At 55.3% G+C, this 17,048-nt stretch carries 13 protein-coding genes, 3 pseudogenes and 1 other annotated feature; of the genes and pseudogenes, 12 read left to right on the top strand and 4 right to left on the bottom strand.

Features of this window, described 5'->3' with window-relative positions:
- Positions 1-189 precede the first annotated feature (189 nt).
- Entirely contained in the window at positions 190-396 is a 207-nt protein-coding gene (locus tag QWU00_RS11950; protein ID WP_150395519.1) for a hypothetical protein, read from the top strand.
- Between the two features lie 402 nt (positions 397-798).
- On the opposite strand, the pseudogene QWU00_RS11945 reads toward QWU00_RS11950, so the two are convergent.
- Positions 799-2,007 (bottom strand): annotated as a pseudogene (locus QWU00_RS11945) (IS3 family transposase).
- Positions 1,615-1,731, bottom strand: a sequence feature (AL1L pseudoknot). Its footprint overlaps the pseudogene before it by 117 nt.
- Positions 2,008-2,137: 130 nt before the next feature.
- Between QWU00_RS11945 and QWU00_RS16870 the strand changes: the two are divergent.
- Both QWU00_RS16870 and QWU00_RS11940 read left to right on the top strand, forming a co-directional pair.
- Positions 2,138-2,188: pseudogene (locus QWU00_RS16870) on the top strand (hypothetical protein); the annotation flags it as partial.
- Positions 2,189-2,299: 111 nt separating this feature from the next.
- Positions 2,300-2,615: pseudogene (locus QWU00_RS11940) on the top strand (transposase); the annotation flags it as partial.
- A 54-nt stretch (positions 2,616-2,669) separates the two neighbouring features.
- On the opposite strand, the gene QWU00_RS11935 reads toward QWU00_RS11940, so the two are convergent.
- From QWU00_RS11935 to QWU00_RS11925, 3 genes are read right to left on the bottom strand one after another with little or no spacing between them, the layout of a single operon-like run.
- Entirely contained in the window at positions 2,670-3,737 is a 1,068-nt protein-coding gene (locus QWU00_RS11935) for a tartrate dehydrogenase (protein ID WP_035381648.1), read from the bottom strand.
- A 45-nt stretch (positions 3,738-3,782) separates the two neighbouring features.
- On the bottom strand, positions 3,783-4,955 hold the full coding sequence (locus QWU00_RS11930; protein WP_052051486.1) for an amidohydrolase: 1,173 nt from the start codon (positions 4,953-4,955) through the stop codon (positions 3,783-3,785).
- A 7-nt stretch (positions 4,956-4,962) separates the two neighbouring features.
- A complete protein-coding gene (locus QWU00_RS11925) occupies positions 4,963-6,441 on the bottom strand; it encodes an aldehyde dehydrogenase family protein (protein WP_035381646.1) in 1,479 nt (492 codons plus the stop codon).
- A 243-nt stretch (positions 6,442-6,684) separates the two neighbouring features.
- On the opposite strand from QWU00_RS11925, the gene QWU00_RS11920 reads away from it, so the two are divergent.
- The 9 genes from QWU00_RS11920 to QWU00_RS11880 all read left to right on the top strand — a co-directional run bounded on the left by QWU00_RS11920 (position 6,685) and on the right by QWU00_RS11880 (position 17,041).
- Entirely contained in the window at positions 6,685-8,064 is a 1,380-nt protein-coding gene (locus QWU00_RS11920; protein WP_035381645.1) for an aminotransferase class III-fold pyridoxal phosphate-dependent enzyme, read from the top strand.
- A gap of 59 nt (positions 8,065-8,123) precedes the next feature.
- Positions 8,124-8,423: a 2Fe-2S iron-sulfur cluster-binding protein gene (locus QWU00_RS11915; protein WP_035381643.1), complete on the top strand. Its 300-nt coding sequence runs from the start codon at positions 8,124-8,126 to the stop codon at positions 8,421-8,423.
- Positions 8,408-9,793 carry an FAD/NAD(P)-dependent oxidoreductase gene (locus QWU00_RS11910; protein WP_035381641.1) on the top strand — a complete coding sequence of 462 codons (1,386 nt, stop codon included), beginning with the start codon at positions 8,408-8,410 and terminating at the stop codon, positions 9,791-9,793. Before QWU00_RS11915 ends, QWU00_RS11910 begins: the two co-directional genes overlap by 16 nt.
- On the top strand, positions 9,790-10,941 hold the full coding sequence (locus QWU00_RS11905; RefSeq protein ID WP_052051485.1) for an NAD(P)/FAD-dependent oxidoreductase: 1,152 nt from the start codon (positions 9,790-9,792) through the stop codon (positions 10,939-10,941). The genes QWU00_RS11910 and QWU00_RS11905 overlap by 4 nt, the downstream gene beginning before the upstream one ends.
- Positions 10,942-11,126: 185 nt before the next feature.
- Positions 11,127-11,795, top strand: coding sequence for a haloacid dehalogenase type II (locus QWU00_RS11900; protein ID WP_035381639.1), 669 nt, complete (start codon positions 11,127-11,129; stop codon positions 11,793-11,795).
- 86 nt (positions 11,796-11,881) lie between these two features.
- A complete protein-coding gene (locus tag QWU00_RS11895; RefSeq protein ID WP_231551843.1) occupies positions 11,882-13,480 on the top strand; it encodes an ABC transporter substrate-binding protein in 1,599 nt (532 codons plus the stop codon).
- Positions 13,477-14,433: an ABC transporter permease gene (locus tag QWU00_RS11890; RefSeq protein ID WP_035381637.1), complete on the top strand. Its 957-nt coding sequence runs from the start codon at positions 13,477-13,479 to the stop codon at positions 14,431-14,433. The genes QWU00_RS11895 and QWU00_RS11890 overlap by 4 nt, the downstream gene beginning before the upstream one ends.
- Positions 14,430-15,242 carry an ABC transporter permease gene (locus QWU00_RS11885; protein WP_150395628.1) on the top strand — a complete coding sequence of 271 codons (813 nt, stop codon included), beginning with the start codon at positions 14,430-14,432 and terminating at the stop codon, positions 15,240-15,242. Before QWU00_RS11890 ends, QWU00_RS11885 begins: the two co-directional genes overlap by 4 nt.
- Positions 15,239-17,041, top strand: coding sequence for an ABC transporter ATP-binding protein (locus QWU00_RS11880; RefSeq protein WP_035381635.1), 1,803 nt, complete (start codon positions 15,239-15,241; stop codon positions 17,039-17,041). Before QWU00_RS11885 ends, QWU00_RS11880 begins: the two co-directional genes overlap by 4 nt.
- Positions 17,042-17,048: the final 7 nt, after the last annotated feature.

Here is a 17,048-nt window from a genome sequence, read left to right as displayed (position 1 = left end):
ACGACAAAGTGTGACAGGAAGAGCTATCATTCATCATGAGTGACGGCCCTTTTTTCATGAATCGTCATCACAGGTCATGAGTGCCATCGTGAATTGATGAAGGCTTCATCAATGGCGGTTTTCTGCCGGTTATTGCGTCCCCTCTCGTTTCGTGATTCGATATCTCCAGGTCAACAGAAGGAGAGTGAGGTGACTGATACTGACGTGGTGATTTGGCCTGGAAAATTCGATTGCCTCGATGAAGGCCCTCTCGTGGACGAGTTCGAGCAGTGCGTGCGGGCAGGCATGCCGGACGGCGCGATTGTGGAACGGATGGCCTGGTCGCTCGATATGCCACAGCATTGCCTTGAGGTCTGCCGATTGGAGCGGCTCACGGTGCTGACGGTCATCGGGTAATCCCGGATTATTTGACCGCCATGACAACCGTGTGGCACACGTTTGTGGCACAGGAGCGGTAGGCACTAGATATAGTGATTAAATACCAAGCGAAATCAACATATTGTGGCAGTGCTGTCAAAAACTCCCGTACGGGACGCCACTCCCGTCCAAAACTGGGAACTTTCGGGTTCAGTTTAGGACGGTCTGAGACGAGCTGGTTCATCAGCCTGTCTTTCCTTCCAAAAATACGAATTTCCCTGTCATCGGCCTCTATGCGATCGACGATCGCACGGAGATATTCCTTGCGCATAGCGATGGGACCATCGGCCAGCTTTGCCCACGACGCTCCGCTTCCACGGTGCGATAGCCGAAAGGAGGACTGAATTGCCCCGGGATTTGTGGAGACTTTTTTTATCTGATTTAAGTGGCTAATGCATGTGATTTCTGTTGCCCATAAAAACGTGCTTCAGCTTCTGCTGGCGGGATGTTTCCAATGGAGGACAGGAGCCGCCAATTGTTGAACCAGTCGACCCATTTAAGCGTTGCCAGCTCAACAGCGTCCCTGTTTTTCCATGGCCCCTGCCGATAGATCCGTTCGGTTTTGTAAAGTCCGTTAATGGTCTCCGCGAGAGCATTATCATAGGAACCCTCAACACTGCCGACAGAAGCAACAAGACCCGCTTCAGCCAGTCTTTGCGTGTAGCGAATGGACACATAAGTGACAGCCGCGGTCGGAATGGTGGGTCACTTTTCCCTCAGGTTGCCTCTGGCACAGAGCCTACTCAAGGGCATCCAGCACGAAGTCGGCATGGGCCGTTGAGGAGACACGCCAGCCCACAATAACCCGGGCAAACACATCAATGATGAAGGCCACATAAACAAAGCCCTGCCAGGTGGAAACGTAAGTAAAATCCGAAACCCAGAGCCTGTTGGGGGCTGGTGCATGAAACTGGCGCTGCACCAGATCCTGTGGACAGGGCCGTGCCGGATCGGGCCGTGTGGTTCTGACCTCCTTGCCACGAATGACGCCTTCAGCCCCATCCGGCGCATCAGCCGCTCTACCGTGCAGCGGGCGACATCCAGACCTTCACGTTTGAGCTGATACCAGACCTTGCGCGCTCCATAGACGCAAAAATTATCGTTCCAGACCCGGCGGATTTCATGACACATCTCTTTGTTTTTCTGGTTGCGCAAACAGGGATTTTTCTGTCTCGCCTGATAAGGATAAGAGGCAGATGGTGCAATCGACAGAACCCTGCAGATTGACCCGACAGCATATATCTGCCGATGCTCCTCAATGAAGCGTGTCATGGTCTGAAGATGCGGTCGAGCTCTCCTTCCGCAAAATATGCTGACGCCTTGCGCAGGATTTCATTGGCCGGCCGCAGTTCGCGGTTCTCTCGCTCCAGTTACCTGATCTTCTCCCGATCAGGAAGATCACTTACCGCAGGTGCATTGGCCCGCTCATGCAGACGGGTCCATTTTGACAGCGTGTCAGGATGAATATCCAGCTTTGGCGCTATTATCATCACTGCGGACCAGCGTGATGGATGGTTCTTCTCTTCCTCCAGAACCATGCAGGCTGCATCTATCATGCGGATCGTAGCGGTCAGTATTGTTCAGAGGCATACCGGAAGCTCCTTTCTGCTCATGGCTTTATCGTGTCCATGAGCAGAAAGGGAAACCACTGGGATAATGATCTGTCACGGAAAGCTTCTTCAAAACCCTGAAAGCTGAACTCCTGTGGCGGCAAACCTGGATGACGCGTCAGGAAATCGAGCAGGCTATCACATCCCACATCAATGATTTCTATAATCCGCATAGGCTGCACTCCGCACTTCAATGGAAAAGCGCTCTGGATTATGAGCGCAACGCCGCTCAACAGATAACCTATGGTCCGGAGCTAAATCGTGACACGTCCATCAGTTCCCTGCCGCAGGCAACGTCCGAGCCACGCGCCCTTTATGAGCATATCTACTGCGCACGCAGGAACATGGAAAACCGGATCAAGGAATGCCAGATGGATCTGTTCTGAGACAGGACGTCCTCCCATACCATCCGGGCCAACCTGCTCGAGCTGTGGTTCTGCGCGGCCGCCTATGTCCTGTTCACCGCCCTGCAGCATATAGCCTTTGGGCAGACCAGCATGAAGAAAGGCGACCTGTGGCACCATCAGCGCAGGACTACTCAAAATCGTAACAGTCGTAAAAGTCAGCGTGCGCCGGATCGTCCTGACTGCTGCCTTTATCGCACATACAGCGACCCGGATTTCATAAGACAAGGTCTTGAGCCTAGGCGACAATTTTCTTAGTGATAGCATTTCCCAGTTCACGTGTCCCCGCCTTACCTCCCATATCTGGAGTACGTGGCGCCAGTGGATCGTCAAGGGCTTTTTCAATAGCCTTCATCACAAGATTTGCGGCCTCTACCTCACCCAGATGCTCCAGCATCATTGCAGCAGCCCATATCTGCCCGACTGGGTTGGCGATGAAGCGTCCTGCGATATCAGGCGCTGACCCATGCACCGGCTCAAACATGGATGGATACGTACGCTCGGGGTTAATATTGGCTGACGGAGCCACCGCGATAGTACCCGTAATCCCCGGCCCGAGGTCAGAGAGAATATCGCCAAACAGATTACTTCCTACAACGACATCAAACCGTTCGGGAGACATGACAAAGCGCGCTGCCAGAATATCAATATGATACTGGTCTATACGGATATCGGGATATTCCTTCCCAATCGCCTCAAAGCGGGAATCCCAATATGGCATTGAGTGGAAAAGCCCGTTAGATTTGGTTGCGGACGTTACATGAGGCCGCCCCAGTTTACGTGCATAGTCAAAAGCATAACGCAGAATTCTGTCTGTTCCGTAACGGGTAAAAACGGCAGTCTGCATAGCACCTTCGGATGGCGTACCCTCACCAAATACACCGCCAATCTGCGAGTACTCACCCTCACAGTTTTCGCGCACAATCCAGAAATCAATATCACCTGGCTTTTTGTTCGCCAGCGGGCACGGAATGCCCGGTAGAAGCCGCACAGGCCTCAGGTTAACATACTGGTGGAACTCCCGCCGAATAGGGATAAGAAGACCCCACAGCGAAATATGATCCGGGACAGACGGAAAGCCCACAGCGCCCAGCAGAATGGAATCACTCTGCGAAAGCTGATTAATACCGTCATTAGGCATCATTTGCCCGGTACGCAGCCATGTTTCACAATTCCAGTCATAGTTATGAAACTTCAGAACAAAGCCACAGATATCAGCCACGCGCTCCAGAACACGCAGAGCCTCAGGCATGACTTCCAGACCAATTCCATCACCCGGAATAACCGCAATATCATAAGTTTTCATGTGCGTTATCTTCTTCCTGTCATTGAGTAAAAAGGGGGCATTGTTTCAAGAGACTTCAGCCGTCGATGCCGCACATAGGTGGGCAAGCATGTGCCAGTACCTGACACCTTTCTGAATAACATTATCGTTAAAATCATAATCAGGAGCATGGAGCTTTGAGGACTCTCCATTTCCTATCATGGCATATGCACCCGGCTTCTGCCGGAGCATGAAGCCAAAATCCTCTGAAGCTAGACTAGGCGCAATATCGAGATCCGGAACAGGACCACCTTCCATGGCTTCCAGAGCCTGCATGGCTTTGGCTGCAAGGCGGGTAGCCGCACCATCATTGACCGTAACCGGATAAGGCTGGTGAAAATGAACGGAAATTGTCACGCCATGAGCCATTGCCAGACCATTGCACAGAAGTTGAAGCCCATCTCTGAGCTCATCCAGAACATCTGGAGCCAGAGCACGCAGTGTACCGGCTAGCCGTGCTTTCTCAGGTAAAATATTATCAGCAGTGCCCGCGTCAAAAATGCAGAAAGACACGACAGCCGGAATAATTGGATCAGTGCGGCGTGCAACCAGAAGCTGCGCCTCCTGCACCAGAGCGGCTCCCACAGTCAAAGGATCGCGCCCCAGATGCGGCTGTGCGGCATGAGATCCTTTTCCTGTAATTTCAATAGCAAACCGCCACCCACCGGCCATGATCGGGCCTGAACACACTGCCAGTTTACCGGCGGCCAGACCGGGCCAGTTATGCAGACCAAAGCAATAATCCGTCGGGAAAAGCGTAAACAGGCCTTCATCAATCATGACCTGTGCGCCTGCTCCGCCTTCTTCACCGGGCTGAAATACGAAATGAACCTTCCCGCATTCTGGCGGATCTGCTGCCAGAGCAGCAGCAGCCCCTAAAAGCATGACGGTATGACCATCATGCCCACAGGCATGCATAACACCATCGACCTGAGAGACCCATGGACCCTGCCCCGTTTCCCTGATGGGTAAAGCATCCATATCTGCGCGCAGCATAACTGCAGGGCCGGGGCAACCTGTATCCAGCGTTGCCACCACACCTGTTCTGGCTAAACCGGCATGAGGCTCATATCCCAGCCTGCGCAAATGCTCTGCCACGATAGACGCTGTTCTTTTCTCCTCAAACCGAAGTTCCGGATGCGTATGCAGATCTCTTCTTACTCTGGTCAAGAAGTCTGCATCAAATCCCTGTCGATGCATTTTCTGCTTACCCCGCCGCCATCAGCACGCTTTTGAGCCGGAGATTAGCCTCAAACGCCTGTCGTCCGAGATCCTTGCCAATGCCGGATCCACCGAACCCGCCTGTCGGAATTACAAAATCTGATGACCGGCCATACCGATTGACCCACACCGTACCAGCCTTGAGTGTACGAATGGCGCGCATTGCTCTGGCCATACTGGCTGTATGCACACCAGCCGCCAGCCCATAGATCGGGTGCTGTGCCAGTGCAAAAGCCTCGTCGTCTTCATCGAAAATCTGCATAGCCAGAACAGGCCCAAAGACTTCTTCCTGCCACACAGGAGAATTGACATCCGTGACCATCAGAATACCGGGCGAGAGGAATACCCCTCCTTCCTCACTGTTCATACGCAGGCATGGAGCCAAGCTTTGCGCCCCGCCTTTTATGCTGTGTTCTGCAAGATTTAAAATACGCTGCGCCTGTAATTCTGAAATGATAGGCGAATAACTCGCAGACTCTTCCCAGGGAGCTAAAGCGGCAACACGACTGCACAGGGCAACCAGCGCTTCAATTAATGGCTCTGCCACACCACGCTGCACAATCAAACGGGAGCCTGTTACACACACCTGTCCGGCATTGCCTGTAAATGCCCGAAAAATGCGGGCGGCCACCTCATCTACAGAGGAAATATCATCAAAAACCAGCTGTGGACTTTTTCCGCCCAGTTCCAATGTCACCGGCTTCGGCCCACTTTCGGCTGCAGCTTTCATGACAGCAATCCCCGTCCGGGTAGAACCGGTAAAACTGAGTTTGCCGATATCCGGGTGACGGCAGATAGCCTCACCAGTTGCAAGTCCCGTCCCCTGCACCACGTTGAACAACCCGGCAGGTATCCCCGCTTCCACAGCAAGCTCTGCCAGGCGAACAACGGAAAACGGTGTCATTTCAGAAGGCTTGAGAACAGTCCCGTTCCCGGCAGCAAGAGACGGAACAACCTTCCAGCTTGCCATGACAAGCGGGAAATTCCATGGAGCAATAGCGCCCGTCACACCGTAGGGCTCGTAAACAGTCATTCCCAGAAGGCTGGCAGACGTTGCTGCCACGTCTCCGCCAATCTTGTCACAATATTCAGAAAAAAATCTTATTCCCTCCGCAAGAAATGGAATATCCCAGCCAATAGTCTGAGAAATGGGGCGAGTGGAGCACACGGTTTCCAGTCGAGCAAGCTCCATAGCATGCTGCTCAACAAGATCGGCCCAACGGCGCAGCACCCGTGCCCGTTCCCGCGGTGCGCAGGTCGCCCAGCCACTCTCATCCTGCACACGGGCAGCAGTTTGTGCCGCGTCATTCACCAGTTCCAGACCAGCCTCAGGAATATACCCCAAAATGCAGCCATTTCCGGGGCTGGTGACTGCAATATTTTTTTTACCTGAAACAATCTTTCCAGACAGAAAATGCCCGACAGGCAGTGTAATATCTTCTGGACGAAAGCTGAGATTGGTCACGCTCTTTTCCCCTGCACCCTTGTGATGCAAACACCTGCCAGGTCGTTGCGGTATCGCATTCTCCTTGATCCATACCCCAATGCAAACGCTAAAACAGACCTCGCGGCAATTTAACGCATTCTTGCTGGCCTCCCGCTCAGAACAGCACAATCCACTTTAAGATCCTTTGCTTATAGCACCATATTTTTCTCGCCAGCCCGCATAGGAAAACAACTGGCAACAGAATAACGGACCTCAAACGTCATGACTCCAGAGACACTCGCCGCACTTGATCGTGCTCATCTCATTCATCCGGTCTCATCATGGCGTGATCAGGAGGAATACGGCCCTCGTATTCTCCAGTCCGGCCAGGGGGCATGGCTCACGGATATTGAAGGAAATAAGCTGCTTGACGGCTTTGCCGGCCTTTGGTGCGTTAACGTCGGCTACGGTCAGCAAAAGGTTGTGCAGGCGGCTACGGAACAAATGGCACGGCTGCCCTACGCAACCGGCTATTTTGGCTTTGCCAGCGAAAGTGCAATCACCCTGGCTTCCCGACTTGCGGTGGTTACTCCCGGTGATCTGAACCGTGTCTTTTTCTCACAGGGCGGGTCTGACGCTGTTGATAGTGCTCTGCGCTTTATCCGCTTTTACCAGCATGCGCGCGGAACCCCTGAAAAGCGTCATGTGATTGGGCTTGCGCGAGGCTATCACGGCAGCACCTATACCGGAGCAGGGCTGACAGCTCTTGCTGCCTTCCATCGTGATGCCGATGTCCCTCTGGCGTGGCAGCACCATATTTCCAGCCCTGACCCCTACAGACATCCTGAAGGGCCTGATGCCGCCCCCATTATTGCTGCTTCTGTTGCTGATCTTCGCAATAAAGTGACAGAATTAGGTGGGCCAGAGCATGTCGCGGCCTTCTTCTGTGAGCCTGTGCAGGGGTCTGGCGGCGTTGCCATCCCTCCCAAAGGCTGGCTGACCGCCATGCGGAACACTTGCCGTGAGCTGGATATTCTGTTTGTCACTGACGAAGTCATCACGGGCTTTGGTCGTACAGGTCCGCTGTTTGCCTGTGAGCATGAAGGCGTCGTGCCGGACATGATGACCGTCGCCAAAGGCCTGACCTCAGGCTATGCCCCCATGGGAGCTGTGTTCATGAGTGAAGGGATGTACTCCACCATTCGCGACGCCACTCCACCGGGTATCGCTGTTGGCCACGGCATGACCTACAGCGCCCATCCTGTTAGCGCTGCTATTGGTCTTGCCGTGCTGGATTTATACCAAAATGGTCTGCTGGATAACGGCGTAACATCTGGCAACCATCTGGCAACCCGTCTTGCTGCAATGAAAGACCATCCGCTTGTTGGGGATGCACGCTCGATTGGTATGCTCGGCGCCATTGAACTGGTGACAGATAAAGCCGCTAAAACCAAACCCACAGCCTCCCTCGGTATCTCTAAAAAACTGGCCCGGATAGGTTACGAGAAGGGTGTTCTGTTCCGTGCCTTTGGCGATGACATTATCGGACTGGCGCCTCCTCTTTGTTTGACACTGGAAGAAACTGATATTCTATGCGACCGTATCGAAATCGTATTGAATGTACTTCTGGATGACAAGGATATTGCCGCAGCAATCGCCTGAAACACTCTGGCCCTGGCGTAGACTCATCGTCAGGGCGCACGGCAGGAGGTTCTCCCCTCATGAAGGGACTATTTCGACGCGTGGCCGAAGTAGATCGGGCACAAATCATCATTACAGTCGATGGAACTCCCGTCATCGCACTGGAAGGGGATACACTCCTGACCGCCCTGCTTTTAGCTGGCAGCCAGCTGCGGCTAAACGAATTTGATAAAAAAATCAGAGCAGGCTTTTGCCTTATGGGCGCCTGCCAGGATTGCCGTGTGTGGACAGAAACAGGCGATGAACTGCGTGCCTGTTCCACCCCCGTCTCTTCCGGCCTGCGTATTGTGACAGCAGAGGTGCCATGGACAAGCCAGTAGTCATTGTTGTGGGGGCCGGGCCAGCGGGCACACGCGCTGCAGAAACGCTTGTTCAGGCCGGCCTTCGTCCTGTAGTGCTGGATGAAAACCGGCAGCAGGGCGGACAGATTTACCGCAGACAGCCAGAAAATTTTTCACGGCCAGCGAGTAAACTCTACGGGACTTCCGCAAGGGCCGCGACAGCGCTTCATTCTGCTTTTGAAGCCCTTTTGCCCCATATAGACTATCGTCCCGAAACTCTGGCATGGGGTGTATCCGACAAAAATCTGCTAACGCAGCATAATCAGCACGTTGAGGCTCTGCCCTTTGATGCCATGATTATTGCCGCAGGAGCCACGGACCGCATCATGCCATGTCCTGGCTGGACCTTACCGGGCGTGTTCACTCTGGGGGGCGCGCAGATTGCGCTTAAGGCGCAGGCCTGCACGATCGGCGCAGCACCAGTCTTCATGGGAACCGGCCCGTTACTGTATCTGGTAGCCTGGCAGTATCTTCGCGCCGGGGTCAGACCTCGCGCTGTTCTGGATACGTCCACTCTCAAAACACGCCTCAAAGGGCTGAGCGGCCTGCGGCATCGTCCGGCCGTAATGCTCCAGGGTTTCCGCTACATGAGTGACCTGTTTCGGGCCGGCGTGCCTCTGCATTCAGGCATCACGCCTGTCAGGATAGAGCAGCCAGAGGATGACGCGGATCTGAGGGTCTCTGGTGTTACATGGCGCGATGCTCGAGGACGCTTGCAGCATACAAACGCTGACTCCGTTGGCATCGGCTATGGTCTGAGGTCAGAAACACAACTTGCTGATCTGCTCAAATGTAATTTTGCGTTTGACAACCTCTCTCGCCAGTGGCTGCCCGTTACAGACGAAGATGGCGCCACCTCGCAAAAAGGGATCTATCTGGCGGGAGATGGTGCAGGTATCCGCGGAGCCGATGCGGCTGAAAGTGCCGGCGCACTGGCTGCACTGCGCTGCCTTGAAAGTCTTGGTTTTTCTTCATCTCAGAAAGAGATTGTCCGCCTCCGTAATGCCCTTAAACCGATGAATGCCTTTCGGCATGGGCTGGAAACCGGTTTCCCCTGGCCCTGGCAGAATGCAGCCGAGCTCCCTGATGAAACTGTTGTCTGCCGGTGTGAAAACGTAACAGCCGGAGATATTCGGCGCGCAGCAGGTCCTCTGGATGCACCAGAGATCAATCGGGCCAAGGCATTTGTGCGTGTGGGCATGGGCCGGTGTCAGGGACGCATGTGTGGGCTGGCGGGCGCAGAAATTCTTGCGGCAGCCCGCAAGATCCCTGTTGCAGAAGCCGGGCGCGTTAGGAGTGCAGCGCCAGTCAAACCACTGCCTGCCAGAATTCGGGGTATTATGACATGAACCACCCTGCCCTGCCCGTTACAACCACCACAGCACGGGCCGATGTTATTATTGTCGGCGGAGGTCTAATGGGGGCAGCAACCGCTTTTTTTGCGCGCCAGAAAGGTCTTTCCGTCATTCTGCTGGAACGCGATCTTGTCGGCCAGTACGCATCAGGAACGAACTTTGGAAACGTCAGGCGGCAGGGGCGTTTTTTGCCGCAACTCCCGCTTGCCAACCGGTCTCGTGCAATCTGGGGTAAGCTTCCTGAACTCATTGGAGAAGATGTCGAATTTCTTCCCAGCGGGCATGTGCGCGTTGCCTTTAAACCACAGGACAGTGCACGGCTTGAACAGTATGCACAGGACTGTAAACCTTACGGTCTTAATCTGGAGTTATACAGCGGACGCAAAGCAATAGACCGTTTCCCTATGCTTGCAGCCGATGTGGACTGCGCATCTTTCTCTCCTCTTGATGGTCATGCCAACCCTCGCCTTGCAGCCCCCGCCTTTGGTCGCGCTGCACGTCGGGCGGGTGCTACGGTTCTGGAGGGGATGGAAGTCAGCAATATCACCCGCACGTCTGAAGATTTTGTTGTGGAAACAGCAAAAGGTCAACGCTTTACGGCCCCCTTGTTGCAGATCTCCAGCGGGGCATGGGGGCAGAAAATGGCTGCGGCGTTTGGTGATAACCTGCGCCTGACACCCAAAGCTCCGCAAATGGGTGTCACAGAGCCCGTACCCTATCGTATCCAGCCAGTTATTGGCTATGCGTCATGGGTCGAAGAAGAAGGCGTTTATCTACGGCAGGTAGAGCGCGGCAATATCATCTTTGGTGGCGGTTTTCGGGGTACTGTCGACCTTGTAGCCAAACGCGCCCGACTGGATCCTCTGAATACCGTACGACAGATGCCGCATCTGGAGCGTATTCTGCCTGATTTTGCCCGCCTGCGCGTAATCCGCACATGGACGGGCATTGAAGGATACACCGATGATGATCTGCCCATTATGGGCCCCAGTCCACATGTGCCAGGTCTGTATTATGCCTTCGGTTTTTGCGGGCATGGGTTCCAGCTTGGTCCGGGCGTAGGAGCCACCATGGCAGATCTGCTTCTCTCAGGAAAAACTGACATTCCTCTCGAGCCCTTCAGTATTGCGCGGTTTGCTTAGCCTGCACTCTCATAAACAGGCTCCTTCAAGCCGTTTTACGAGGTAAAAATTTTTGTGCAGCATATTCTGTTGTCCCTTTTTCAAGATACAGAAGGCTATGCTGCATAATACCAAAAAGCGGCAGCAATCTCTCGAGAGTCCATGTTGTGATATCGTAACGTTAACCCAGACGGACAAGAAACATCATGACGACGTTCAAGCCGAAATTCGTAACGTTTGACTGCTACGGCACCCTGACCCGCTTCCGGATGAGCGAGATGGCACGTGAGCTTTATGCTGATGTCATTCCTGCCGATGGAATGGAGCAGTTCTGCAAGGACTTTGCGGCTTACCGGCTGGATGAAGTTCTGGGCCCATGGCAGCCTTACCGCTATGTGCTCCTCAATGCGATGGAACGTACGTGTAAAAAATGGAAAGTTCCTTTCTCCCCGGAAATCGCAAACAAATTCTATGAATCTGTTCCTAGTTGGGGGCCGTGGGATGATGTTCCGGCCGGTCTGGCCAAGATTGCAAAGGAAGTCCCGCTGGTCATTCTCTCCAACGCATCTAACTCACAAATTCATTCCAACGTTGCCAAGCTGGGTGCTCCGGTCCATGCCGTATTTACGGCAGAAGACGCGCAGGCTTACAAACCGCATATGCGTGCGTTTGAATACATGCTGGACAGCCTTGGCTGTGGGCCTGAAGACATTCTGCATGTCTCTTCTTCTCTGCGTTACGACCTGATGACCGCGCATGATTTGGGTATTCGCAACAAAGTATTTGTCGCCCGTGGTCATGAACCCTCCACCCCCTACTACGGCTATACTGAAATTCCCGATATCGGTGGTTTGCCGGGCGTTCTGGGTCTTTAAACCCTCCGTCAGGGAAGGTTACGTCTGGCACGCCAGACTTAGCCTTCCCATCCAGTCCCGCGCTTTACCCCCGCCGGAGCGTATTGATGCTGAACCGACGCAACATGATGAAACAGGGAGCGCATCTGGCAGCAGCCGGCATCTGTGCTGCACGATCATGGTCCGGCGCAGCTTTTGCAACAGTTTCCAGTAACTCTGTTTATAGCCAGACCAATTCTGCTCCGCGACATGGTGGTCATGTCCGTGCCGCCTCCACCACAGGTTCTCTGAGCGACACGCTCGACCCCGCGCGCCAATCCATGGCGACGGATTATATGCGCGGCAATATGTTCTATGATGGTCTTGTCACACTGGACGAGACCCTGACGGCACGCCCGGCTCTGGCGGAAAGCCTTGAAAGCACAGACTTCCGGACATGGCATATCCGGCTGCGCAGCGGTGTTTACTTCCATGATGGGGCACCGCTGACTTCTGCCGATGTTGTGTATTCCATTCTCCGGCACAAAGATCCCACTGTTGGCTCGCAGGTGCATTATCAGGCCATGGCCATGCGCACCATACGAGCAGATGGGCCGTTGGGTGTCATCATTGAGCTAGACACCGCGAATATCACGTTTCCCTCCGTGCTCGGGCTGACAAATTTTGCCATCATCCGCGAGGGCACAACGCAATTTGATAAGGCCAATGGCACAGGTCCCTTTACGTGTGCGGCTTTCCAGCCTGGCGTGCGTTCACTTGCCTTGCGCAACGCAAATTTCTGGAACCCCGGCGGGGTGTGGGTGGACAGTCTGGAGCTGATTTCCATCAGTGATGACATGGCCCGACACAATGCCCTGCTCTCGGGCGATGTTGATATTATTGCCGCCGTAGACCCGCGCCTTGTCGCTCTTGTGCGCAAACGTGGCCTTGCAGTGATGGAAAGCCCAACAGGCACTTACACCAATCTTGCCATCCGGCAGGATGTCGGACCGGGCCGCAACGCGGACTTTATCCGCGCCATGAAGCTGCTGTTCAACCGCGAACAGATGCGTGATTCCATTTATCTTGGTTACTGCCGCATGGGAAATGACCAGCCCCTGCCCCCTGAACATCGTGATTTCAACACGCACCTTCCTCAGACCCGCTATGATCCGGAACAGGCAAAATTTCTTCTTAGCCGCAGCGGTTATTTAAACCAGAGCCTGCCCCCGCTCATCTGCTCGCCCGCTGCCAACGGATCCGTCGAAATGGCGGTTCTGCTCCAGAATGACGCACGACGCATCGGCCTCCAGTTGGACGTGCGCCGCATGCCTGCCGATGGCTACTGGAGCCAGTCATGGATGCGTTTCCCCATGGGCTTCGGCAATGTAAACCCACGCGCCTCAGCGGACATGACCTTTGCGCTCAGTTTTGCATCCACTGCGCCATGGAATGAATCGCACTGGCGCAATGCACAGTTCGACCAGCTTCTGGTTCTCAGCCGGAGTGAGCCCGACGAGGCAAAACGCCGTGCTCTGTATGATGACATGCAAACACTCATCCATACGGATGCCGGAATAGCGATCCCCACCTTCATCACCAGTCTGGATGGATATCATCCACGCATCCGGGGCCTGCGCCCGCGTCAGGGTGGCCAGTTGATGGGCTACAATTTTGCCCGCAGCATCTGGGTTGATGAGACGGATACCGCAGGAGGCCAGCCATGACAGCACGGTTGGGTGAAGCGATTGCCCTCAGGGTTGGGGCTTCCCTCGTCTCACTGGTGTTCGTTGTTGTTGCCGTCTTTTTTATAACTTCCGCATTGCCGGGAGATGTCGCTGAAGCCTTGCTTGGGCAGGCAGCCACACCCGATGCCATAGCCGCCCTGCGCCACAGCCTGCGGCTGGATCAACCTGTGCTGCTGCGTTTTGCAGGCTGGGCAGGGGGACTGCTACGGGGAGATTTCGGCACATCCCTTGTCAGCCACCAGCCCGTGCTGAGCATGGTGCATGACCGTCTGCTGCATTCTCTCCTTCTGGCAGGCATTACAACGTTGTTTGCCGTGCCTGCCGCTCTGCTTCTTGGCACCCTTTCCGCCATTTTTCGCAATACGGTGTTTGACCGCACGATCTCCCTGCTCACATTGTGCGTTGTGTCTGTGCCGGAATTTCTGATCGCGACGCTGGCCGTGCTGGTTTTTGCCGTGGAACTGCATCTGCTTCCCGCACTGGCCAGCATCAGTGATATTCATTCCATCGGCTCGTTTCTGGCCGCCTTTTCCATGCCCGTAGCAACACTTGGCTGTGTCATTGTCGGACAGATGGCCCGCATGACACGCGCCGTCATGGTGAACGTACTAAGTTCTTCATGGGTGGAAATGGCGATGCTCAAAGGCATTTCCCCGGCCTTCATCATACTGCGCCACGTCCTGCCGAACGTGATTGCTCCCCTCTTCAACGTCATTGCCCTCAGCCTGTCCTACCTGTTGGGTGGCGTGGTCATCGTGGAATCCGTCTTTCATTACCCAGGCATAGCCAGCCTGATGGTGGATAGTGTGGCCTCGCGCGATATTCCGCTGGTGCAAACCTGCGCAATTATTTTCTGCGCGGCCTACCTGCTACTCACAACACTGGCCGATATCGTGGCGCTCTGCTCCTCGCAGGAAAGAACACGCGCATGATGCTCTCCCGGCCTCTGCATCGCCTGCTCCCCCTGCGGCAAACACCAGTCCTGCTGGCTCTGTTCTGGCTTTTACTGGCCGTTACAGGGCCTCTCATAGCACCCTGCCCACCCGGCGAAGTCGTCAGCTCCACGGTTTTCGCACCCATATCTTCCACACATCTGCTGGGTACGGACTATCTGGGGCGTGATGTCCTGACTCGCCTGCTCTTTGGCACCAGCAGTACTGTCCTGCTTTGTGCCGTAGCGACCGTACTGGCGTGTGGCGCAGGCACATTTCTGGGCATAATGGCTGCTCTTAAACAAGGACTGACGGATACCCTGCTTTCCCGCTTCATGGATGGTGTCATTTCCATTCCATCCCTGCTTAGCGGACTGGTGGCCGTCGCGACATTTGGTTCGTCCGTTCCGGTTCTGGTACTGGCCATGGCGTGCATCTACATGCCCGGCTCCTACCGCACCAGCCGCATGTTGGCTCTCTCGATCGTGCGGAAGGATTTCATTCTGTCTGCACGCATGCGGGGAGAAAAAACGGGTTATCTGGTCCTGCGCGAGATCCTGCCCAACATGACCGGCCCCGTGCTGGCAGATGTCGGCTTACGCTTCATTTATGCTGTCCGGCTGCTGAGCAACCTGAGCTTTCTGGGTGTCGGGCTACAGCCGCCACAGACGGACCTTGGTTCCCTGACACGGGAAAATCTACTGGGCCTTGTGTATGGCGCGCCCGCGGTGATCGCCCCTGCCCTGACAATCGCCATTCTGACTGTAGGCCTCAACCTTGCACTCGACGGCAAAGGGCAACGCCAATGAGCCTGCTTCACCCTACAGCACCTCCGCCTCTCATTTCAGTTCAGAACCTGAGCCTGACAGGCCGCCGAGGCCGTGGCCCGGAAACCCCTATTGTCACCAATGTCAGCTTTAATGTGGCGGAAGGGGAAATGCTGGCTCTGATTGGTGAATCCGGCTCCGGCAAGACCAGCATAGCCCTTGCCCTGACAGGCTACGCCCGGCAGGGCTGCCGCATTTCAGGCGGTACTCTACGTGTGGCCGGGCACGATGTGCTGCACATGAATGCGCGTGAGCTACATGCCTTTCGTGGCATGACAATCGCCTACATCGCACAGAATGCCGGAGCAGCTTTCAACCCGGCCCTTCCGCTGATGGAGCAGGTGATAGAACCCGCTCTGGTGCACCATATCATGCCCCGCAAAGAGGCTGTGGAGCAGGCCATAGCACTGTTTGAGCTGATGGCACTCCCTTCTCCCCATACCATCGGTGCACGTTACCCCCATGAGTGCTCAGGCGGACAGCTCCAGCGGATTATGGCTGCCATGGCCCTGATCACCGAGCCAGAAGTGGTGATTTTTGATGAACCCACAACGGCACTGGATGTCACGACCCAGATAGAGGTTCTGGAAGCATTTCGTCTTGCCATGCGCCAGTGCGGCTTTACCGGCGTTTATGTCACGCATGATCTGGCCATTGTCGCCCAGATGGCAGACCGTGCCGTAGTGCTGAAAAATGGCACCGTGCAGGAGGAAGGGTCCACCGGCCAGATCCTGACCGCGCCCACTCAAGCTTATACACAGGCCCTTGTGGCGGCCAGTGAGCCCCACACGCGCAATCATGATCCGGTCCCGGCCTCCGCTCCGCTGCTGGATGTGCGTGACATTCTGGTTGGCTATGGGGGTATCACGCCGGAAGGGCGCCCCGTGCACACCATTCTGAATCAAGTCAGCCTGCCGGTTCTGGCTGGCGAAACCATGGGCATTATCGGGGAATCCGGCTGCGGCAAGAGCACACTGATCCGCGCCATTGCGGGCATTCAGCCTTGGTCGGCCGGTAGCATGATGTTTGAGGGGCAACCCCTTGCGGCCGATATCAACTTACGCTCCCCTCAACAACGCCAGCACTTGCAACTGGTGGCGCAGAACGCGGACCTTGTGCTGAATCCCGCCATGACCGTGCAAGCCACCCTGCGCAGGGTGCTGACGTTTTATGGTGAAGATGCCTCTGATAACGCCATCCGGCATATTCTGGACATGGTGCGTCTGCCCGCCGCTCTGGCCAGCCGTCTGCCCACCCAGCTTTCAGGCGGCCAAAAGCAGCGCGTCAATTTGGCGCGCGCACTCGCTGCCCGCCCGCGCCTTGTGCTGTGTGATGAAATCACGGCGGCCTTGGATACCGTTGTCGCTGCGGCCATTCTGGACCTGATGATGGAGCTCAAGCGCGAGCTCAGCCTTTCATGGCTGTTTGTTACGCATAACCTGCACGCCCTGCGCTCGGTGTGTGACCATGTTGCCGTCCTGTATGCCGGACACTGTGTAGAATTCTCCACAATAACAGCCCTGCAGACCGCGCCGCATCACCCTTATGCGCGCAAACTAGAAGCCTCGGTGCCTGAAATGCGCCCGGATTGGCTGGATGGCGTGATCCGCCAGCATGGGTCGAAGCAGGACAAAGCCGGCCCCCCCCCTGCAAACGGCTGCTGCTACATGCCGCGTTGTCCAATGGCCATAGCCGCCTGCACGCACACGCCGCCGCCTGTGTGGCAGGCCCCCTCCAACGCATTCATCGCCTGCCACCGCACAGCGCAAGAGCTGTCCTGACCCCTTG

Origin of the sequence: Acetobacter tropicalis, assembly GCF_030644465.1 — a bacterium.
In the GTDB taxonomy this organism is placed as follows: Bacteria; Pseudomonadota; Alphaproteobacteria; order Acetobacterales; family Acetobacteraceae; genus Acetobacter; species Acetobacter tropicalis.
The sequence above is the reverse complement of the archived record's forward strand: the minus strand, read 5'-3'. Positions and strand labels throughout refer to the sequence as shown.